Source organism: Veillonella sp. VA142, from assembly GCF_003992135.1.
GTDB lineage: Bacteria > Bacillota > Negativicutes > Veillonellales > Veillonellaceae > F0422.
Window position 1 is genome coordinate 34,613 of record NZ_RQVN01000010.1, and the last position, 21,643, is coordinate 56,255.

The 21,643-nt window shown below is 40.7% G+C and carries 24 protein-coding genes; 23 read left to right on the top strand and 1 reads right to left on the bottom strand.

Annotated elements, in window-relative coordinates:
* Positions 1-17: 17 nt before the first annotated feature.
* The 9 genes from rpsP to EO117_RS05370 all read left to right on the top strand — a co-directional run bounded on the left by rpsP (position 18) and on the right by EO117_RS05370 (position 6,948).
* Positions 18-281 carry a 30S ribosomal protein S16 gene (gene rpsP, locus EO117_RS05330; RefSeq protein WP_009353289.1) on the top strand — a complete coding sequence of 88 codons (264 nt, stop codon included), beginning with the start codon at positions 18-20 and terminating at the stop codon, positions 279-281.
* Positions 282-302: 21 nt separating this feature from the next.
* Complete coding sequence (locus EO117_RS05335) at positions 303-530, top strand: KH domain-containing protein (protein ID WP_009353402.1); 228 nt, start codon at positions 303-305, stop codon at positions 528-530.
* Between the two features lie 12 nt (positions 531-542).
* Positions 543-950, top strand: coding sequence for a YlqD family protein (locus EO117_RS05340; protein ID WP_126939449.1), 408 nt, complete (start codon positions 543-545; stop codon positions 948-950).
* Positions 950-1,447 carry a ribosome maturation factor RimM gene (gene rimM, locus EO117_RS05345; protein WP_126939450.1) on the top strand — a complete coding sequence of 166 codons (498 nt, stop codon included), beginning with the start codon at positions 950-952 and terminating at the stop codon, positions 1,445-1,447. Before EO117_RS05340 ends, rimM begins: the two co-directional genes overlap by 1 nt.
* Before the next feature lie 184 nt (positions 1,448-1,631).
* On the top strand, positions 1,632-2,819 hold the full coding sequence (locus EO117_RS05350; protein ID WP_126939451.1) for a M20 family metallopeptidase: 1,188 nt from the start codon (positions 1,632-1,634) through the stop codon (positions 2,817-2,819).
* Positions 2,820-2,869: 50 nt separating this feature from the next.
* The gene (gene argF / locus EO117_RS05355) at positions 2,870-3,895 is read left to right on the top strand and encodes an ornithine carbamoyltransferase (RefSeq protein ID WP_126939452.1); all 1,026 of its coding nucleotides are present in this window, start codon (positions 2,870-2,872) and stop codon (positions 3,893-3,895) included.
* Positions 3,888-4,832: an N-acetyl-gamma-glutamyl-phosphate reductase gene (gene argC, locus EO117_RS05360; protein WP_126939453.1), complete on the top strand. Its 945-nt coding sequence runs from the start codon at positions 3,888-3,890 to the stop codon at positions 4,830-4,832. The genes argF and argC overlap by 8 nt, the downstream gene beginning before the upstream one ends.
* A 12-nt stretch (positions 4,833-4,844) precedes the next feature.
* Positions 4,845-5,699, top strand: coding sequence for an acetylglutamate kinase (gene argB / locus EO117_RS05365; protein ID WP_126939454.1), 855 nt, complete (start codon positions 4,845-4,847; stop codon positions 5,697-5,699).
* Positions 5,700-5,733: 34 nt separating this feature from the next.
* Positions 5,734-6,948 (top strand): aspartate aminotransferase family protein, encoded by a 1,215-nt coding sequence (locus EO117_RS05370; protein WP_126939469.1) that lies wholly within the window; start codon positions 5,734-5,736, stop codon positions 6,946-6,948.
* 60 nt (positions 6,949-7,008) lie between these two features.
* On the opposite strand, the gene EO117_RS05375 is transcribed toward EO117_RS05370, so the two are convergent.
* The gene (locus EO117_RS05375; protein ID WP_126939455.1) at positions 7,009-8,385 is read right to left on the bottom strand and encodes a nucleotidyltransferase family protein; all 1,377 of its coding nucleotides are present in this window, start codon (positions 8,383-8,385) and stop codon (positions 7,009-7,011) included.
* A gap of 259 nt (positions 8,386-8,644) precedes the next feature.
* Between EO117_RS05375 and EO117_RS05380 the strand changes: the two genes are divergently transcribed.
* From EO117_RS05380 to secF, 14 genes are all read left to right on the top strand, one after another.
* Positions 8,645-9,211, top strand: a complete 567-nt coding sequence (locus EO117_RS05380; protein WP_126939456.1) for a hypothetical protein — start codon at positions 8,645-8,647, stop codon at positions 9,209-9,211.
* Between the two features lie 3 nt (positions 9,212-9,214).
* A complete protein-coding gene (locus EO117_RS05385; RefSeq protein WP_126939457.1) occupies positions 9,215-10,429 on the top strand; it encodes an acetate/propionate family kinase in 1,215 nt (404 codons plus the stop codon).
* Between the two features lie 118 nt (positions 10,430-10,547).
* Positions 10,548-11,174: a hypothetical protein gene (locus tag EO117_RS05390; protein WP_126939458.1), complete on the top strand. Its 627-nt coding sequence runs from the start codon at positions 10,548-10,550 to the stop codon at positions 11,172-11,174.
* Between the two features lie 261 nt (positions 11,175-11,435).
* Positions 11,436-12,110, top strand: coding sequence for a DNA repair protein RadC (gene radC, locus EO117_RS05395; protein WP_126939459.1), 675 nt, complete (start codon positions 11,436-11,438; stop codon positions 12,108-12,110).
* A gap of 69 nt (positions 12,111-12,179) precedes the next feature.
* Positions 12,180-12,680: a crossover junction endodeoxyribonuclease RuvC gene (gene ruvC / locus EO117_RS05400; RefSeq protein WP_126939460.1), complete on the top strand. Its 501-nt coding sequence runs from the start codon at positions 12,180-12,182 to the stop codon at positions 12,678-12,680.
* Between the two features lie 7 nt (positions 12,681-12,687).
* Complete coding sequence (gene ruvA / locus EO117_RS05405; protein ID WP_126939461.1) at positions 12,688-13,299, top strand: Holliday junction branch migration protein RuvA; 612 nt, start codon at positions 12,688-12,690, stop codon at positions 13,297-13,299.
* 2 nt (positions 13,300-13,301) lie between these two features.
* The gene (gene ruvB / locus EO117_RS05410) at positions 13,302-14,309 is read left to right on the top strand and encodes a Holliday junction branch migration DNA helicase RuvB (protein WP_126939462.1); all 1,008 of its coding nucleotides are present in this window, start codon (positions 13,302-13,304) and stop codon (positions 14,307-14,309) included.
* A complete protein-coding gene (locus tag EO117_RS05415; protein ID WP_240632587.1) occupies positions 14,306-15,769 on the top strand; it encodes a SpoIID/LytB domain-containing protein in 1,464 nt (487 codons plus the stop codon). Before ruvB ends, EO117_RS05415 begins: the two co-directional genes overlap by 4 nt.
* Before the next feature lie 13 nt (positions 15,770-15,782).
* Positions 15,783-16,808: a tRNA preQ1(34) S-adenosylmethionine ribosyltransferase-isomerase QueA gene (queA, locus tag EO117_RS05420; protein ID WP_126939463.1), complete on the top strand. Its 1,026-nt coding sequence runs from the start codon at positions 15,783-15,785 to the stop codon at positions 16,806-16,808.
* A 45-nt stretch (positions 16,809-16,853) separates the two neighbouring features.
* The gene (tgt, locus tag EO117_RS05425) at positions 16,854-17,963 is read left to right on the top strand and encodes a tRNA guanosine(34) transglycosylase Tgt (protein WP_126939464.1); all 1,110 of its coding nucleotides are present in this window, start codon (positions 16,854-16,856) and stop codon (positions 17,961-17,963) included.
* A gap of 8 nt (positions 17,964-17,971) precedes the next feature.
* The gene (gene yajC, locus EO117_RS05430; RefSeq protein WP_126939465.1) at positions 17,972-18,265 is read left to right on the top strand and encodes a preprotein translocase subunit YajC; all 294 of its coding nucleotides are present in this window, start codon (positions 17,972-17,974) and stop codon (positions 18,263-18,265) included.
* Positions 18,265-18,834 (top strand): 5-formyltetrahydrofolate cyclo-ligase, encoded by a 570-nt coding sequence (locus tag EO117_RS05435; protein ID WP_126939466.1) that lies wholly within the window; start codon positions 18,265-18,267, stop codon positions 18,832-18,834. The genes yajC and EO117_RS05435 overlap by 1 nt, the downstream gene beginning before the upstream one ends.
* A gap of 11 nt (positions 18,835-18,845) precedes the next feature.
* Positions 18,846-20,108, top strand: a complete 1,263-nt coding sequence (secD, locus tag EO117_RS05440; protein ID WP_126939467.1) for a protein translocase subunit SecD — start codon at positions 18,846-18,848, stop codon at positions 20,106-20,108.
* Positions 20,105-21,001 carry a protein translocase subunit SecF gene (gene secF, locus EO117_RS05445; RefSeq protein ID WP_126939468.1) on the top strand — a complete coding sequence of 299 codons (897 nt, stop codon included), beginning with the start codon at positions 20,105-20,107 and terminating at the stop codon, positions 20,999-21,001. The genes secD and secF overlap by 4 nt, the downstream gene beginning before the upstream one ends.
* The last annotated feature ends 642 nt before the right edge of the window (positions 21,002-21,643 follow it).

Sequence of the window (21,643 nt, forward strand, 5' to 3'; positions counted from 1 at the left end):
AAGGAGGTGAAAGAAGAATGTTAAAAATCCGTTTAACTCGTTTAGGTGCTAAAAAAGCTCCTTTCTATCGTATCGTTGTTGCTGACTCCCGCGCTCCACGCGAAGGCCGTCCAGTTGATACAGTAGGTCAATACGATGCTACTAAAAACCCAGCAATCGTTAATATTGACGAAGAGAAAGCATTAGAGTGGTTGGGTAAAGGTGCACAACCTACTGATACTGTTCGCTCCTTGTTCAAAAAACATGGTGTTATGCAAAAATTTGCTGACGCTAAAAAATAATTAATAGAGAGGCGTACTGTGATGCAAGAATTAATTACATTAATTGTTCAATCATTAGTTAAGCAACCTGAAGCTGTTTCTGTTACCATGGAAGTCCGTGATCAAGTGGAAGTCTATGAAATCCGTGTCGCACCTGATGATATGGGTAAAGTAATCGGAAAGCAAGGTAAGATTGCGAAAGCGATTCGCGCTGTGGCTAAAGCAGCGGCTATTAAAGAGAACAAGAAGATATCCGTTGATATTGTCTAAAAGGGTGGTAACATGGAAGAAATGACATTACGCGTACCCGTGGCAATTAAGTCTAAGGTTACGGACACTTTAAAAAACAAAATTATTGCTGATTTACAACAACAAATGGATATGGCGGACCAAGATTTACAACAAATCGAATTCCAAGCTAAACGTTTGTTAAGTGAACAAGCCAAAATTGATGCACAAGGTTTAATCCAATTGCGTCAACAAATCGAGGAAGATAAGCAACAACGTATAGCTTTCAAAGCTCAAGTAGCAGAGCATTTGAAAGAAGCGGAAAAGCTTGAAATTGGTTCTGAAATTGCCCAAGGCCAAATGGAGCAAACGATTACTGTGAAAATCGGTGATAATTTAGATGCTCTTATGGGGTCTGAAATTTTGTTAGAAGATGGCAAAGTTGTGGCATTCCGTCAATAATGGATACACAAGAACTGATTACTATCGGTGTGATCGTCGCTCCGCACGGCGTGCGGGGCGATGTTCGTATATTGCCGAGAACAGACTTTCCAGATCGGTTTATGAAAATGGATGTATGCTACATCAATGGTTCACCATACCATATTACCTCCGCTAAATTTCATAAACAGTTTATTTTGGCCACTTTTAAAGAATTACCTGACCGCACTGCTGTAGAGCGTTTGGGGAAACAAGAAATTAAAGTGCCAAGGCAAGATTTGGTGGAACTGCCAGAAGATAGATATTATATCTTTGAAATCGAAGGCCTTGCCGTGGAAGATACGGAAGGTAATGATTTAGGTATTGTAAAAGAAGTATTACAGCCTGGTGCAAACGATGTGTACGTAGTAGCCAAAGAAGGTGAACCGGATTTATTGTTGCCTGCTTTGAAAACAGTGGTGTTAACTATTGATATTGAAGGTGGTAAAATGATCGTTGATCCTCCAGAATGGTTGTAATAGAAAAGTCCCTTGTACTGAGTGCAATGATGCATTCAGTACAAGGGACTTTTTGCATCTATGAACTATAGACATACATAGCATAAAGAATAAATATTCATATATTATTGCATATATAAATAATATATGTTATTATACATTCATAAGGAATAAATATACATTTTTTTTAAAAGGAGATATACTTATGAATGCAAATATTAATCAATTAGCAAAAACGTTCACAAAGGATATGATAGGCTGGAGAAGACATATTCATGCACATCCCGAATTATCTGGAAAAGAGAAAGAAACACAGAAAATGATTATGGGTGTATTGGATGCATTAGGTATAGAACATAAAGATAATGTGTACGGTTATGCAGTCATTGGTACTATTCATGGAGGACATGAAGGCCCTAATATTGCATTGCGGGCAGATATGGATGCATTGCCTATCGTAGAAACTACAGGATTACCGTTTGTTTCGCAAGAAACAGGCATTATGCATGCTTGTGGACATGATAGCCATGTAGCGATTTTGTTGGGAACAGCGAGCATCTTACAAAGTATTCGTGATGAATTGCATGGTACGGTGACCCTTGTGTTTCAACCAGCCGAGGAAGAGGCTCTAATTGCAGGTGCTAAAGGTATTATGGAGTCTGGGGTGTTGGATACCGTGGATGAAATTTTTGGACTTCATGTATGGCCTCAAATATCAGTAGGTAAAATTGGCTTAAAAGCAGGACACTTTATGGCGGCCTCCGATAGATTCAATGTAGATATTGTGGGAAAAGCAACACATGGAGCAGAACCACATAATGGAATTGATGCCATTGTAGCAGCGGCTAACTGGATTACGTCGGTGGAATCGATTATTGCTAGAGAAACAAATCCAATGGACCAAGTGGTTTGTACAATTGGTGTTTTTCAAGCGGGAGAACGTTACAATGTGGGGGCAGGACTAGCCCATTTAGAAGGCACTTGTAGAACCTACGATCCGAACAAAAGGGATTATATGGAAGCAAGATTGACAAAAAGTTTGGAAGCCCTTGATAGTATGTTTGGGACGAAGAGCACTATTGAGTATAAGCGGGGACATGGTGCCACGATTAATAGCGAAGCCTCTGTGGCACATGCAGCCTCTGTAGTGGCCGACTATTTAGGGGAAGAGGCAGTGCAAATGATGGAGCACCCCTCTATGGCAGCAGAAGATTTTTCAGCTTATTTACAGCATATTCCGGGTACTTTCATTTGGTTGGGAACTGGGTTTGAGGGCAACCCACCATTGCATAACGCAGGATTTACTATTGATGAAAGTATTTTAACATCTGGCGCGACTATGATGGCGGGCATTGTGTGGGAACGCTTATGTGGAGCCTCTAACATGAAATAGTTGAATATGAGATATAAAAAGGATACGTAAGGATGAGAAGGATAAATACAATGAATGTACAGGGAAAATCATTTTTGACATTATTGGACTATACACCAGAAGAAATCTATTATCTATTAGACTTAGCATCTACCTTAAAACGCGATAAAAAAGCAGGACAAGAGAAACAACTATTAGCAGGAAAAAACTTTGCTCTTATCTTTGAAAAGGATTCTACGAGAACGCGGTGTGCATTTGAAGTGGGGGCTGCCGATCAAGGGGCACATACGACATATTTAGGTCCTAGTGGAACACAAATGAATAAAAAAGAAACATTAAAAGATACAGCCCGTGTGCTAGGGTCTATGTATGATGCGATAGAATTTAGAGGATTTGCGCAGGAGGATGTAGAAACCTTGGCAGAATATGCCGGTGTTCCAGTGTGGAATGGGCTTACAGATGCGGATCATCCAACACAAACATTGGCCAATTTTTTGACCTTACAGGAACATGTGGAGAGACCATTGAAAGAGTTATCCTTTGCCTATGTAGGACATGGACAGTCGAATATGTGCCATGCTTTGATGATTGGGGCAGTGAAATTAGGGATGGACTTTCGTGTGATTGGACCAAAAAAATATGCACCTAGTGGCAAGATTTACGAAGCTTGCCTTGAAATTGCAAAGACAACAGGCGCTACGATTACTTTCACAGATAAGGTAGAAAAAGGCGTGAAAGGATTAGATGTTATCTATACAGGGGTATGGGTAACGATGGGCGATACTTATGATATGTGGGAAGAGAGAATTAAAGAATTTTTACCATATCGTATTACACAACATATGTTAGAGCTTACTGGCAACCCATCGATTAAATTTTGCCACTGCTTACCTGCTTTCCATAATGGGGATACACAAGTGGGTAAAGATATCTTAGAGCGCTTTGGATTAGATGGCATAGAAGTGACAGAAGAGGTATTTGAAGGGCCTCATTCGTTAGCTTTCGAGGAAGCAGAAAATAGACTGCACACTATTAAAGCAGTTATGGTAGCCACGTTTGGAAACTATCCAATGAAAGGGAGTAAATCCTATGTATAAAGCTTGTATCGTAGGAAGAGAGGGAACAACAGGACTTAGAATTGATGAACGATTACAAACGCATCCTGATGTAGAGGTGTTACCAATACCAGAAGAATTGCGTAAAGATGTACCCACGATTATGAAAGTAGCCAAAGAATCGGATGTGGTGTTTTTATGCTTACCAGATCAAGCCTCTAAAGATATCGTCGCAGCATGTCAAGAAGAGTGGACAGAAACGACAGGACCCGTAGTGATTGATGCCTCCACTGCATTTAGAGTAGATCCAAGCTGGGCCTATGGATTTCCAGAATTAAGCAAAGAGCATCGTCAACAGATTCAAACAGCTAAATGGATAGCGAATCCTGGCTGTCATGCAAGTGGGATGATTGCTATCTGGTATCCATTGATGCAAAAAGGATTGTTGACTAACACATATCATGGCGCGGCGACTTCTTTAACAGGATATAGTGGAGGTGGTAAATCCATGATTCAATCCTATGATGGAGAAGATAAAGGGATTGATTTGTACGCCCCTCGTCATTATGCCCTAGGACAGCAACATAAACATTTACCAGAAGTAGTCCATCAGTGTGGATTGGCTACAGAACCGATTATTATGCCTATAGTGGATGATTATTACAGTGGTATGCTAGTGTCTGTGCCATTAGTCATGGATGACTTCATGGATCACATGACCATGGAACAGATTTTTGAAGTTTATCAAAAGGCTTATCAAGATAGTCCGCTTATCTCAGTGGAATCACAAGATACTGGTATGATTAGCGCCAATACAATGAGTGGTTATGATGGTATGAAAATACTGGTGACCGGTCAGGATGGACGTGTAGTAGTTCATGCATTGTATGATAATTTAGGAAAAGGGGCATCCGGAGCGGCTATACAGAATATGAATATTGCACTAGGGCTAACAGAAACAACAGGATTACATATATAAGGAGATACAGCAATGATAGATAATATGACGAGAGCACAGTTATTGACGGGAGCTGTGCCATATATCAAACAATATAGTAATCAATATGTGGTGGTTAAATATGGTGGCAATGCCATGACAGATTCAAAGTTGCGAAAAAGTGTGATGAAAGACCTGTTACTGTTACAATTAGTAGGAGTCAAAGTCGTGTTGGTTCATGGTGGAGGACCAGCGATTAATGACACCTTACAAGCAGTGGGAAAAATGTCCACCTTTCATAATGGATTGCGAGTGACAGATGAGGAAACCTTAGATGTGGCGCAAATGGTATTAGCAGGAAAAGTCAATAAAGACCTAGTGGCAGATCTAGTGGCATTAGGCGGTAAAGCCGTAGGATTATGTGGCATTGATGGCTCTATGATACAAGCATACCAAAAAGAAGAGACCCTTGGATTTGTGGGTGTTATTGATCAAGTGGATATATCCTTAATAGAAACAACTATAGCAGCTGGATATATTCCAGTGATAGCGACTGTCGGCGTAGATGATTCGGGCCAGGTATATAATATCAATGCAGATACAGCGGCCTCATATATTGCAGGTGCATTGCAAGCAGAAACGATGATAGCAATGACAAACATAGATGGGGTATTAACAGATGTAACAGATCCTGAATCATTATTGAGTGTACTAACGGTGAAAGAGGTACAATCCATGAAAGAAAAAGGAATCATAGCAGGTGGCATGATTCCTAAGGTAGATTCTTGTGTAGACGCATTACAAGCAGGAGCTAAAAAAGTATTTATCATCAATGGTGAAATCCCTCATGCTATATTAATTGAACTGTTAACAGATGAAGGGTTGGGCACTATGTTCATAAAGGAGTAGAGGACTTATGGGGATTAAAGAGCTAAATGAGGAAATGGTAGCACATATACAAGAGGCTACAAAATTAACAGAGCTAGAAGACACACAGATATTAGATACCACGTATATTGCACATACCTATGGAAGACAACCAGTAGAGTTTGTACAAGGGAAAGGCTCAACCTTAATAGATAAGACAGGAAACACATACATTGATATGAGCTCTGGTATTGGGGTCACAGCATTTGGGTTTTGTGACTCTCAATGGCAAGCTGCCGTAATTGCGCAGGTAGAAGCCTTGAACCATGTATCTAATTTGTACTACACATCGCCACAGGCAAAATTAGCGGAAATATTATGTCATAAAACAGGCATGAAAAAAGTGTTCTTTTGTAATTCAGGAGCGGAAGCCAATGAATGTGCCATTAAAGTAGCTCGTAAGTATAGCCATGATACGTATGGACTGAATAGATATCGTGTAGTGACTTTGCAAAATAGCTTTCATGGACGGACATTAGGAACCTTAATTGCCACAGGACAAGAAGTGTTTCATCAATATTATGGTCCCTTTCCTGAAGGGTTTTCATACATGCCACCGAATGATATAGAAGCGATTCCAACCTACCTCGGGAATAACAGTGTTTGTGCTGTTATGATGGAGTCCATACAAGGGGAAGGCGGTGTCATGCCTTTAGATGATGAGTTTGTAAAAGCCGTAGTCGACTATGCACATGAACACGATATCCTAGTCATTATGGACGAAGTACAAACAGGGAATGGTAGAACAGGCAAACTCTATGGGTATGAGTATTATGGAATCACACCTGATATTGTGAGCACCGCTAAAGGATTAGCTGGAGGATTACCAATGGGAGCCACCTTGTTAGGAGAGAAGGTGGAGCATGTATTGCAAGTAGGAGATCATGGCTCTACCTTTGGTGGAAATCCTATATGTGCGGCAGGAGCTATTTCGATTATGAGTCATATGGATGAGGCTATGTTGCAGTCAGTTCGTGAAAAAGGACAATATATTAAGGATAGATTAACAGGGCAAGAGGGGATTTTGTCTGTTTCTGGCAAAGGATTGATGATTGGTATAGAAACAGTGGTACCAGTAAAAGATGTATTAGCAGCGTGCTTGCAAAAAGGGGTAGTGCTGTTGAGTGCAAAACAAAAGGTTCGTTTACTTCCAGCACTAACTATTTCCTATGAAGAAATTGATATAGCTATGAAAGCCCTATTACAATCAATACAAGAGTTACGAGGTTAATGAAAAGCACGCCGTATTTCTACTTAAGTAGGAGTTAGGCGTGCTTTTATTGGTTATATCTTAGTTAATGTATAAAGGGCTGGTGGTGTAATCATAATGGCTGTCTCTATAACGTGGATTATCTACGGTGAGTCTCCATATTCGACTTACTAGTTGATCTTGTTCACATAGTATTTTGGTAATCCCTGTTGCTTGCTGGCAGAAAGGGGCCCATTTTTGGACGATGGGAATAGAGGAACGCTTTTCTTTTAAGTATTGACGTCCACGGTCGTTGAATGCTAGTAGTCGTCCATAGGTAGGCCCTTGTTGGTGGCACTTATGGAACATCTCTTTAGTGCGGCGGAATAGACTATACGCGGCAATACGATCGAGTCGGGCATATGTGTAGCGTTTTGACTTTAAACTTTTACGAGCTTGCTCCCAAGAGGAAAGGGCACTCGCAGTAAGCCAAGTATCTTCTAAGCCGTCACTCATATCCTGTAGGACATGCAATTCTTCTTTGGTCGATAGACGACTGGTGAAGTGAATCATATCATAATAGCACTCTAAATTAGAGTAATAGCCAGCGTACACAATGTCTAGCGCAAGAGGGGCTACCATAGAGGGCAAGTAATGATGCCACTTGCAAGTGTCATCTTTTAAAGAGGAGGCATCGTCTCCTAATTCACCTAATGAGATAGATGCATTGCCTTCTAATGATGCATAAATAGCACTTCGCAAGGCGGTGCCAGATGGTAAGGAATCTCCTAAGGTTGGATTGTGATGGGAACTAGTGCGCTTCACGGGAATGATATCTAACTCGATGTGATAGCGATGCAAGGCGCGTATGTATTCAATGCCTAAGATAGTATTAGGGTCAGTGTCTAATATACGTAAATGGTTTGAGCTTTCTAATGAATTGTTCGCTGATGAGGGCTGTTTTGTTGCTGAGAATATGTTGCCCTCTGAGTTTTTGCCAAAGGAATTATCAGTATTCAATGAGGTGTTCATTGAATGGTAAAGCTGAATTGCTTTACGAAGAGATGTGCCATAGGAGTACCCTTGCCCTAAAAGAGTGCGCAACGATTCTTGTGTGCTAGGGTGATCTAGAGTTTTGGCAGCGGATACAAGTTCTTCTACTTGTGTATGGCTAGCCCCAAAAGAAATGGAGTCACACCCTAGAGCATGTAATAATCTGACACTACCGGATGAAAAATATTCTGCAGAACTAACGGCGAACATAGAAGGTAGCTCAAAGACGATATCGGCTCCACCCATGACAGCCCATTGGGCACGGTGAAATTTAGAAAATATGGCAGGTGTCCCCCGTTGCACAAAGTCGCCACTCATCACAACGAGCAAGGTCGAGTCAGGATATTTATGGCGAAGCTCTTGTAATTGATGGGCATGCCCTTTATGAAAGGGATTATATTCTGCAATAATTCCGATGGTGTTCATGGTCTGGTACCTCCTGTTATGTATATTAGTATATCATGAGATAAAACTTTCATAAATGATACCCATGGGGCATATAATTTGTTGAGAAAATAATGATGAATATTCTTTGAGTACAGTAAGAAGTGTGAATTGTGCTATACTTAACAGTTATATACAATAGACTTGCTATGCATGGAAGAGCTCATAAAAAGGGGTAGAAAAAAACGTGAGTTTAATGTTATAATTGGGTGTAGAAATTGTGTCTATTAGAGGTAAGCATATGAAACAATATATCATAGCCCTTGGTTTAGGGATGGTGTTGTTCTTAGGTGGTTGTGGTAGTCAACAAGCCATCGATACCTATAGTTTTGGTCAGAAAGTCATCAATGTAGGTCAATCTGAAGTGATTGTGGATTCTCCTTTTGACTTTGGTCAGTTGGATAGAATTGTGGCTAATGAAAAGGGACAACCTTTGACCATCTATGCAGGACTAGATAAAAATTATGGTGTCTATGTAAGCGCTACTCAGGCTTCCACAGGATCACCATTACCAACGCTAGAAGAGGGCGCAAAATTAGGGCAGCAAGCTTTGGTTAAAGAATTAGGCCAAACGGGTGCCAATATACCATGGGACCAAGAGCGAGTGCAGGTGGACGGCGTACAGGCTGTCAAATCTACGATGCTAGCAGGTGCTAATGGACAAAAAATTAGGTTTACTCAGTATACTTTCATTAATAAAGGTGTACTGTGGAATATACGCTATTCATACAGTGATAGTTCTCCACAAGGAGAAGACATCAATCAACGTGTGAATGGGCACATTCAAGTTACTAAGAAAGAGGGATAAGACATGAACGTTTTAGTTGTAAACTGCGGTAGCTCCTCCTTGAAGTATCAATTAATTGATATGGAGCATGAAGTTGTATTGGCGAAAGGTCAATTTGAAAAAATCGGTTCCGATGATGCTATTTTCACTCATCGTCGTCCAGATGCTGACAAATTAGAACGCATCGAACCAGTAGCTGACCACAAAGTGGCGTTACAAGTCTTATTGGATATTTTAGTTGATCCAGAACACGGTGTAATTGGCTCTATGGATGAAATCGATGCTGTAGGTCACCGTGTAGTACATGGTGCTGAAAAATTTGCTGACTCTGTATTAATTACGCCAGCAGTGATGGAAGCATTGGAAGAATGCGCAAAAATCGCTCCACTTCACAATCCTCCAAATATCCAAGGTATCGAAGCATGCCAAAAAATTATGCCAAATGTACCACAAGTTGGTGTATTTGATACAGCATTCCATCAAACAATGCCACCAGAAGCATTCTTATATGGTCTTCCATACGAAGCATACACTGATTTAGGCGTTCGCCGCTATGGTTTCCATGGTACTTCCCATAAATATGTAGCACAACGTGTAGCAGAATTGATGGGTAAACACATGTCTGATCTTCGTATCGTATCCTGTCACTTAGGTAATGGTTCTTCCGTTACAGCAATCAAAGGTGGGCGTTCTATCGATACATCCATGGGTTTTACTCCATTGTCTGGTTTGATCATGGGTACTCGTTGTGGTGATATCGACCCAGCTATCGTGCCTTACTTGATGGAAAAATGGGATATGACTTACCATGAAATCGATGCTATCATGAATAAAAAATCTGGCGTATTCGGTATTTCTGGTGTATCTAATGACTTCCGTGTAATCGAAGAAGCTGCTGAAGAAGGCAATAAACGTGCGCAATTAGCATTGGATATGTTCCACTACAAAGTACGTGCTACAATCGGTGCTTACGTAGCTGTTATGGGCGGCGTTGACGCTATCGTATTCACAGCTGGTATCGGTGAAAATGGTATTGGTAACCGTGACGCAATCTGCAATGGTTTAGAATACTTAGGCACTCGTATTGACCCTGAACGCAACAATGTTCGTGGTAAAGAAGCTGAAATCAGTGCAGAAGGTTCCAAAGTTAAAATCTTTGCAATCCCTACAAATGAAGAAATCATGATCGCTCGTGATACAAAACGTATTACTAGCCCATTAGTGATGAAAAACTGGTAATCTCTGATTATCTGTGAAAGGGTCTCCTCTATGAGGAGACTCTTTTGTTGTTGACAAATGCTTTCATCCATTGCTATCCTAGCAATAGGAATGATGATAGTTAGGAAAGGGTGAAAGTATGTCGATACAGTATCAAGAACAATCGAAGCATTCCAAAGCGGGAATTGCCTTAGTTAGTGTATTTATTGCAATAGTGTTCGTAGCGTTAGTATATAGTGTATGGCGTTACGTGGAGTTAGGTAGTGTAGCGTTAGCAGAAATATTGATCGAAGGAATTATTTTGTTTGTTCTTGTATCGCAGGCAGTAGGGACCTATACATTTAGATTGACTGAATCGGATTTTATTATTGATGAGGTAGGCTTGTTAGGAAAGAAACGAATGGTCATTCCCTATGCAATGATGAATGGAGTGTATCGCTTCAAGCAGTCTATTATGCCTCCGGTAAAGTTTCGTTACAAATATCGCAAGCTGTCCTCCACTGATGACCGACCAGTATGGGCCTTAGCCTACTCAGTGGTGGAAGGTAAGAAATTAAAGCATGGACGTGTATTATTGAAAGCAGAACAAGAGTTCTTTGATACTATAGCACAACATATACCGAATTTGGTGCAGGTGAAAGAAGACCAAGTCGTCTTTCATGCATATCTAAGAGAAGATGCTTTCAAACATGGTGAAGATTTTGAGACCTATGCAGCCAATGTATATGGGCAAGGTCAAGCAGGTGCGGAGGGTGTGAAAGAATAAGCTTTTCTTAGTATAGGTTAGGAAGGGAGTTTACCCTAATCTGGTTGTTATCATTAGACCTCGACTGAGGCGGAATCTGTGAGAGAACTCGGATACAATTTGAAGGAAATAAAAGGAGTTTTCTAATCTATAGAGAATATAGTATAAAGAAAGATATATGAGTGCCCACGATGGGTACATAGTGATGCGTCACACTCTTCAGAGTGTGGCGTATTGTCGTTTATAGGACTAGAGGGTGTACTTTCAAATGTTGGAGGAATTATGTTGGACTTACAATCATATCAAATGCCGCGAGAAAAATTTATTGCTTTAGGAGCTGAAGCGCTAGAGTTAGAAGAATTGCTAGCTATTTTATTGCGTACAGGATGTAAAGGGTCTACCGTCTTAGAAGTCGCTCATGAAGTGGTAACACGGATGGAAGGATTAGTAGGAGGTTTGAACAATGTTACTGTAGATGCTTTGCGAGAAATTGACGGTATTGGACAAGATAAGGCGGTGACCATTTGTGCAGCAATCGAACTGGGTAGGCGTCTAGGACAGATGAAAGTGAAAAGAGATTGGGAAGATTTTAGCACTCCAGAGGCGGCGGCTAACTACATGATGGAGCGTCTTCGTCATAAAACAGAAGAACACTTTTATGTCTTATTACTGACAGTGAAAAATAAATTGATTAAGCCTGTTCTGATTTCTAAAGGGGGATTGACTAGTAGTACGGCAGAGCAACGAGCCGTATTCCGCCAAGCTATAGATGCCAATGCAGCTGCTATTATTTTGATGCATAACCATCCTTCAGGAGATCCTACAGAGAGCAGTGATGATGTACGGGTGACGAAAATTTTTGCCAGAGCTGGGGAAGTGATGGGGATCCCTGTATTGGATCATATTATTATTGGTGATGGCATCTATGTAAGCTTATTAGAAAAAGGGATACTATAGGTGCAGATGTTCTGTAAATTTGCTATAATTAAATGATTAGAATAATGAAAAGAAATCAGAGGTTATAGCGTGCGAATTATTGGAATAGATCCAGGCTATGCGATTTGTGGATATGGTATCATCGATGTTATAGGGAGTTCTCTAAAACCAGTTACCTACGGAGTGATAACCACAGAGGCGAAAACGCCGGAAGCAAGCCGGTTAGAAATTATATTTAATGAACTAAGTGATATTTTAGAGGAATTTCATCCTCAAAAGTTTGGTATAGAAAAATTGTACTTTGCCCGCAATGTAACGACGGGTATCGGCGTAGCGCAAGCGAGAGGCGTTACACTACTAGCGGCGAGTCAACAAGACTTACCAATTTATGAATACACACCATTACAGGTAAAACAATCTGTGGTGGGCTATGGGAAAGCCACAAAAGAGCAGGTCACGTATATGACGATGAACCTATTGGGGATTCGTGAAAAAATTAAGCCTGATGATGCGGCTGATGCCTTGGCGATTGCTATCTGTACAGCCCATAGTTCTCATACCGATACATTAAAGCAAATTTTACAATTGTGAGGAATTTATGATTGCATATATAAAAGGGATTGTTACCCATCGATTACTAGATGCGGTGTACGTCAATGTTCATGACGTGGGGTATCGTGTATACGTACCTAGTTCAGTGCAAAGTCAGTTGCAAGTAGGTGAAGAAACTTGTTTATTCACGTATACCAATGTTCGCGAAGATGCCATTCAGCTATATGGCTTTTTGACCATGGAAGATTATGAATTGTTTTTACTGCTCATCTCCGTATCCGGAGTAGGACCTAAATTGGGACTCGGTATTTTATCGGCTATTAGCCCGGAGCATTTTGTAGGACTCATCATTAGTGGTGATACCAAAGGTCTTCAGAAATTGCCTGGTATTGGCAAAAAGTCAGCAGAGCGATTGGTACTAGAGTTAAAAGATAAAATTGAAGGCCTCGGTATTGCAGGAACTTTCACACCAACGGGAAGAATTTCACCGGTAGAGCAAGTGCCTGTAGGTGCTACCGAAGAAGTGCTAGAAGCACTTATGGCATTAGGGTACAGCGCACACGAAGTGCAACCAGTGATTCAAGAAGTTTACGATGGCTCACAAGAAGTACCAGTCTTATTAAAACAAGTGTTAGCGGCATTGGGTAAAGGACGATAAGAATGGAACAAGAAAATCGAATTGTAACCATGCAAGAACGGGAAGAAGACAATTGGCAATTTAGTCTTCGTCCTCGCTATTTAAAAGAATATATTGGACAGACCCAAGCGAAGGAAAACCTTCATATTTTCATTGAAGCTGCCAAGCTACGAGGAGATACATTAGACCATGTGTTATTATATGGACCTCCTGGACTTGGTAAAACTACCTTAGCAGGGATTGTAGCCAATGAATTAGGTGTGAACTTCCGGGTTACATCCGGACCCGCCATAGAACGAGCTGGCGATTTAGCAGCTTTATTGAGTAATTTGCAACCGGGAGATGTACTGTTTATTGATGAAATTCATCGATTATCTCGGTCTGTAGAAGAAGTGCTATATTCTGCTATGGAAGATTATGCTTTAGATATCATTATTGGTAAAGGGCCTAGTGCTAGATCTGTGCGCATTGAATTGCCTAAATTCACGCTGATTGGGGCTACTACACGAGCGGGTTCTTTGGCAGCACCTCTGCGTGATCGCTTTGGTGTGATTAGCCGTTTGGAATATTATAAGCAAAATGAGTTAGAATTTATTGTGAGCCGTTCTGCTGATATTTTAGATATTCGCATGGACCCAGAAGGAGCCAGTGAAATTGCACGACGTTCTAGGGGAACCCCTCGTATTGCCAATCGCTTATTGAAACGTGTCCGTGATGTGGCACAAGTATTGGGCGATGGTATGATTACAAAAGACATTGCAGACCAGGCATTACAACGGTTAGATATTGATAAGTTAGGGTTAGACCGTATAGACCGACGCATTTTAAGCGCTATCATTGAAAAATTTGATGGTGGCCCTGTAGGTGTGGATACGATTGCAGCTTCTGTAAGTGAAGAACGTGAAAGTGTTGAAGATGTGTATGAGCCATATTTGATGCAACTTGGTTTATTGGCACGAACAAATCGGGGACGTATCGTTACGCCGGCTGCTTATGACCACTTGGGAATCCCCAGAAAGGTGGACGCATGAAAAAGATAGGATATCGCCATGTGGCGATAGCGGTTATGACAGCTTTACTAGGGAGTACACCACTTGTAGGAATGGCAGTATCACAAAAGGAAGCGCCGAAACGTACAATAGTGAAAGCTACCTTTGTAAAGCCGAACGCAAAAAAAGTTCCATCAGCATCTAAGCGAGTGATTCAGAAGCCTACAGTAAAAGCATTGAATGTTGAAAAACAGGCCGTGTCGGAATCCGATAAGAAAGATAAAAAAGATGCTACAAAAGTAGAGTCTAATTCGGTACGAGAATCAGGTTCTAGCGGAGAACCAGTGATACGAGTATTGCTAGGGCATCGATCACAATCTTTTACCATTAGTAGCGCTATGCCTATGGTTGTTTTAGATAGCCGTGGACATCAAGTGCAAACTATCAGAGAAAATCAGAGTATGACCATATCCATTGGAGGTGGATCAGTACAGATAAATGGACATAGTATTGATACGTCTATTACCGTCCAAAATGCACAAGGCAGATATGGATCTGAATTACAAACGTTAGGTAAAATCTATCGAGGAGCCATCGCTGTGCATGGTAACGCATCAGGAACGATGAGTGTACTTAATGTACTGGGATTAGAACAATATGTACAAGGGGTAGTTCCAGAAGAAGTCGTGCCTAGCTGGCCTACTCCAGCACTAGAAGCACAAGCCATAGCGGCTAGGACATATGCTTTATATTCTATGAAGAGCAAACAAAATAGCATCTATGATATTGGAACTACCACAGCTGACCAAGTATATGGTGGTAAAAGTAGTGAATTTGCTAGTACGAATGCAGCGGTAAAGCGTACCCATGGCATAGTGATTACCTACCAGGGGCAACCTATTAATGCCCTCTTTCACTCTGATGGTGGCGGCTATACAGAAGATAGTGTAAACCTGTGGGGAAATGATTTGCCATATCTAAAAGGAGTGGTAGATTATTCTAATCATGAAGGGACTACAGTGTGGAATGTCATCACTAGCCGTCAAAGTATAGAACAGAAATTAGCTGGAGCTAGTAAATCTGTAGGATACTTACAAAAAATTGAATTATCTCCCTTGGCAGAGCGACCTATGAAAGTACAAGATCGCGGCGTATCAGGCCGTGTAAAAGCGATGAAATTTGTTGGTGAAAAAGGTTCTATATCGCTCACAGGAGAACAAGTGCAAGGATTATTTGGGTTGAAATCCACTTTGTTTGATTTTTATATAGGACAAACACCGCCAAGTCGGATACAGGGGCCTTCTGTAAAAGCGAACCATATTTTTAGTAAAGCTAATCAGACTGTGACTATTCATGGATATGGTTGGGGACATGGATTAGGACTTTCACAGTGGGGAGCGGCGGAAATGGCGAGTCGAAAAGAGGCGAGCCAGCCTGATTATTATACAGTGATTTTACAACATTATTACCAAGGTACGGCACTTTCGAAACTGTACAAATAATAAGAGGACGAATATGAAAGTATCTGATTTTAATTATAACTTGCCGGAAGAGTTAATAGCGCAGCACCCGGTAGAACCACGAGACACTTCGCGATTGATGACCTTGGATAAGGTGAGAGGAGAAATATGTCATAAAGAATCCTTTCACTCTATACTAGAAGAGTTGCAGGCAGGGGATGTGTTAATCTTTAATAATACAAAGGTCATCCCGGCTCGTTTGTATGGAGAACGAAAAGGAACAGGTGGCAAGGTAGAAGTGCTGCTGTTAACGCCTAAAGGAGAACACCTCTGGGAATGCCTTGTGAAACCTGGCAAGAAATGCTTGAAAGGACAAGAACTAGTATTTGGACCTAATTTAGAGGCACAAGTCATGGACCATACAGATTTTGGTGGCCGATTAATTCAATTTAAGCCAAATGGCAATTTTGATGAAATCATCAATGACATTGGTGAAATGCCCTTACCTCCGTATATTCATGAAAAACTAGAAGACAAAGATAGATACCAAACAGTATATGCCAAAGAAAAAGGATCGGCGGCAGCACCTACTGCGGGCTTACATTTTACACCGGAATTATTGGATGAAATTCAGCGTGAAGGGGTACAAATTGGATTTGTTACATTGCATGTAGGGCTAGGTACATTCCGGCCTGTGTCAGCAGAATCTATTGAAGACCATGATATGCATAAAGAGTTTTATCATGTGCCAGAAGAAACTGCAGAACTGGTGAATCGTGCTAAGGCAGAAGGTCGAAGAGTGATTGCTGTAGGAACCACATCGGTGCGTACATTAGAATCCGCAGCGATTGAGATAGGTCATATAAGGAGTGGATCCGATTGGACTCAAATCTTTATTTACCCTGGATATACGTATAAGATGGTAGATGCATTGATCACTAACTTTCATTTGCCACAATCTACTTTACTTATGCTTATTAGTGCCTTAGCTGGTAGAGAGCATTGTTTAGCGGCCTATGAAGAAGCAGTCCGTGAAAAGTATAGGTTTTTCAGCTTTGGTGACGCAATGTTCATTCGATAAAATGAAAATTGTGTTATAATACAAAAGTAATAAAGGAGTGTATATATGGCAATTAGATATGAATTGCAAAAACAATGCCCTCATACAGGTGCACGGGCAGGGTTATTGCATACTCCGCATGGGACCTATGAAACACCGATGTTTATGCCAGTTGGAACACAGGCAACGGTGAAAACATTAGCCCCAGAGGAGCTGAAAGCGATGGGCTCTCAAGTTATCTTGAGTAATACCTATCATTTGTTCTTGCGTCCAGGTGCTGACCTAGTGGAAGAAGCGGGAGGCTTGCATAAATTTATGAACTGGGACCAAGCTATTTTAACGGATAGTGGTGGATTCCAAGTGTTCAGTTTAGGTAAATTGCGCAAGATTACTGAAGAAGGGGTAAATTTTAGATCTCATTTAGATGGATCTAAAAAGTTTCTGTCTCCTGAAGTGGCAACAAAAGTACAGGAACAATTAGGTTCTGATATTATGATGGCATTTGATGAGTGCATTCCCTATCCGGCAGATCATAGATATGCAGATACATCCACAGCGCGGACTACACGCTGGGCGGAACGTTGCCAAGAGGCACGTCGTTCTAAGAACCAAGGTATGTTCGGCATTGTCCAAGGTGGTATGTATAAAGACCTTCGTGAAAGAAGTGCCAAAGAGTTAGTGGCAATGGAATTCGAAGGGTATAGTATTGGTGGCCTTTCTGTAGGAGAACCACATGATTTGATGTATGAAGTACTAGAATATACAACACCGTTGTTGCCTACTAATAAAGCTCGTTATTTGATGGGTGTTGGTACAGCTGATTGTTTAGTGGAAGGGGTAGCCCGCGGTGTCGATATGTTTGACTGCGTGTATCCAACACGTGTGGCACGAAATGGGATGGCCATGACATGGAAAGGACGATTGAATTTACGTAATGCATCGTTTATGCGTGATTGGCGACCTATTGAAGAGGGTTGTGGCTGTTATGCGTGCCAAAACTATTCAAGAGCTTATATTCGACATCTATACAAGGCTGAAGAAATTTTGGCTTTTCGATTGGTGTCGTATCATAATTTATATTTCTTACTAGAGTTCATGCGTCAAATGCGTAAAGCCATCTTAGAAGATCGATTTGTAGCATTCTGCGAAGAGTTCTGGCAATATTTTAGTAAATAGGAGGATGTATGGATTTCTTAGAATTTTTCCAAGGACAAACGGGACAAGCAATTTTACCACTATTAATTATGGTCGTGATTTTTTACTTCTTGCTATATCGTCCACAAAAGAAACAACAAAAACAACGTCAAGTGTTATTGAACAGCTTGAAAAAAGGTCAAAAAGTATTGACTGTTGGTGGTATTTATGGTGAAATTATTTCTTTAACAGAAGATACAGCAGTGTTACAAGTATCTGAAAAAGTGGAAATGAAATTTGCTCGTACGGCGATTGCTCAAGTTCTTGGAAAGGAACAAAAGTAATGGATAAAACAGCATTGCGTAAGAAGTTTTTAGAACGCCGTCGCAATGTACCAGTCCAAGAGGTTTCTAGTGGGTCTCAACAATTAGCTAATCGGCTTTGGTCTATACCGGCAGTAGTTGATGCGGAGCATATTATGGCGTACTTGGCTATGCCAAGAGAAGCCAATATAGATGCGTTTATTACAGAAGCGTTGCACCGGGATAAATATGTATATGTGCCTGTGTGTGTGACCAAGACAGATATGATAGGAGTTCGTATAAAGAGTTTAGAGGACCTTGACAGAGGAACATTGGGAATACGGATTCCCAAAGAACCTTATGTAATAGTAGAACCTCAAATATTGGATTGTATTCTCGTTCCCGGTCTTGCCTTTGATCGAAGAGGTGGGCGTATGGGAATGGGTGCTGGATATTATGATCGATATTTACAACAGATTGCTGTAGAAAAACGGATTGGTATAGCCTGGGATAACCAACTTTCAGAAGAAATGTTGCCCATGGCACCACATGATGAGTGGATGTACACAATTGTGACCCCATCAGAGAGTATCCATTGTTATAAAGAATAGGAGGGAATCCATTGAACACAAAAGCAGCTTTGCGCTTTTTCGGCGTAGTAGCAGTGATTTTAGGCCTATTTATTTGGCTTATTGGGCCTCTGGCCAACTCCATTAAACAGGGGTTGGACCTACAAGGTGGTACCCATATTGTATTAGAGGCACAAGATTCTGGCCCTAATGTGGTAACAGATGATGCGGTGGAACGGGTTATTCAAATCTTAGGCCGTCGTATTAATGAAATGGGCTTAACAGAACCTATCATTCAACGGGAAGGTAAAAAACGTATCATTATCGAATTACCTGGTGAAAAAGATCCACAAAAAGCCATCGAAACAGTTGGTAAAACAGCGGTTCTTGAGTTCCGTGATGAAAATGGTAAAGTTCATTTAGATGGTAATGATTTAAAAGATGCGAAAGAGCAATTAGAAGGTAAACAAGCATCTGTTAACATCCAATTAACAGATGAAGGGGCGAAAAAATTCGGCGCTTTAACAACAGCTAATATCGGCCGTCATATTGGTATTTATTTAGATGGTGAGCAATTGACAAATCCAGTGGTCAACGAACCAATTACGGGTGGTAGTGCTCGTATTACTGGCAGCCGTGACTTGGAAGAAGCTAAAAGCTTAGCTATTTTATTGCGTTCTGGTGCTTTGCCTGTTAAAGTAGAAGTTATGGAAGTGCGTACAGTTGGCCCTACTTTGGGTCAAGACTCCAAAGATAAATCCGTCGTTGCCTTTGGTGTGGGGATTGCCTTAATCATTGCATTTATGCTTGTGTTATACAGATTGTCTGGATTTGTGGCAACCATCGCCTTGTTAGTCTTTGTATTAATTTTGGTAGCGATCCTTGGACCACATGTCCTGAATGCGACGATGACATTGCCAGGGGTAGCGGGGATTATCCTCAGTATGGGGGTAGCCGTAGATGCCAATATTCTTATTTTTGAACGATTTAAAGAAGAAGTAGTAGATGGTAAGACATTACGTATGTCTATGGAATCTGGGTTCCGTCGTGCCTTTGACACTATCTTTGATGCGAATACATCTGTTATGATTACAGCGGTTATCCTCATTGTTCTTGGTAGTGGCCCTGTAAAAGGCTTCGCAATTAACTTGGCATTAGGTGTTATCGTATCTATGTTTACAGCGGTATCTATGAGTCGTACGTTAATGCATATGCTAATTGCAGCGCGGATTACGAATCGTCCATTCTGGTATGGTTCTAATATATCTCCATCTGTTACCATTGAAGCATTTAAGAAAGGAGATAAGAAAAAATGACATTTGATGTAATAAAACGTCATCGTTGGTGGTTTAGTATCTCCTCCATTGCGGTTATTCTAAGTATTATATCCATGTTTATGTATGGATTTAACTTTGGTATCGATTTTACAGGCGGAACCATTGTAGAAGTGGAATTTAGTAAACCTGTGCAAGTGTCTGCGGTACGGGAAAACTTGAAAGCCTTTGATTTAGAAAATTCTGTTATTCAGCTATCGGGGGCAGATTCTACGGATACAGAGGGTAAAACGGTAATGATTCGTACCCGTAATCTTGAGGCTAGTGAAAGTCAAGCTGTGGTAGCAGCGTTGAATAAAAATTTAGCAGAAGGCACAGTGAAGCGGATTGAATCAGTAGGTGCTGTTATTGGTTCCGAAGTCACAGAACATGCTTTAACTAACTTGTTAATTGCATTTGTGGCGTTGGCGTTATATATCACATATCGATTTGAGTACCGTGTAGCATTATCCTGCTTGTCCGCGATTTTCCATGACTTAATCATGGTATTGGGGATATTCTCTTTCTTCCATTTGGAAATTGATTCCTCTTTCTTGGCAGCGATTTTGACGGTTATTGGTTACTCCATGAATGAGTCCGTAGTTATCTTCGACCGTATTCGTGAAAATACGCATACGCATAAGCGGACTGATACATTTGCTGACCTTGCTAATGCAAGTATCCATCAAAGTATCCATCGGTCTGTGTACACATTATCAACCGTATTGTTTGCTTGTTGTTCTCTATACTTTTTTGGTGGGGATACAACAAAGAACTTTGCTCTAACTATGATTGTAGGTTTTGTAAGCGGTGCGTACTCATCCATTTGCGTAGCCACATCCCTGTGGGCAATTTGGAAATCAAGAAATAAAAAAGATGCACGGAATCGTCTCTAATGAAGCTATTCTATTTTGCTTAAGTGCTTAACGGGTGAAAGGGAAATGAGCAACATATTCCTCCACAAACTGATCCTACGGTAGGTTTGTTCCGGAACATGTTGCTCGTTTTTGCATTTCAAGATTTAGGTAATAATAACGTCGCAAAACGTTTTACGCATGACTGTGTTCCTTACAGAGAAGCACGGCATACCACTCTAAAATGGTAATGCAGTAACTGCGTTTATCGAGTAAAAGTTTGACAGTGTCTTTTCGGAGTACGCCATCCTATTCTTATGATCATCTAACTTGGTTAGTAAGAAATACATGAGAATCCTACGTAATAGTTGCAATAATTTAGAAAAAAAGATTCTATAGTGAATACATGAAAATTTTATATGAAGTAGGGTTGCAAATTATTGGTAAATAGCATATAATACCATTAGTGCTTGAGACATAAGCACTTTTAATTTTCCTAAAAATCATAGATGAAGGAAATTAAAAAGATTAAATAACTGTTGACACGAATCCGTGAATCTGTTATTATAATCTAGTCGCCACAACACAGCGTTGTGGATGATAAAGTTGATCTTTGAAAACTGAACAATGAAAGGTAATTACTTCGAAAGAAGTAAACATAAGCCAGAGTGCGGGTTTCACAAA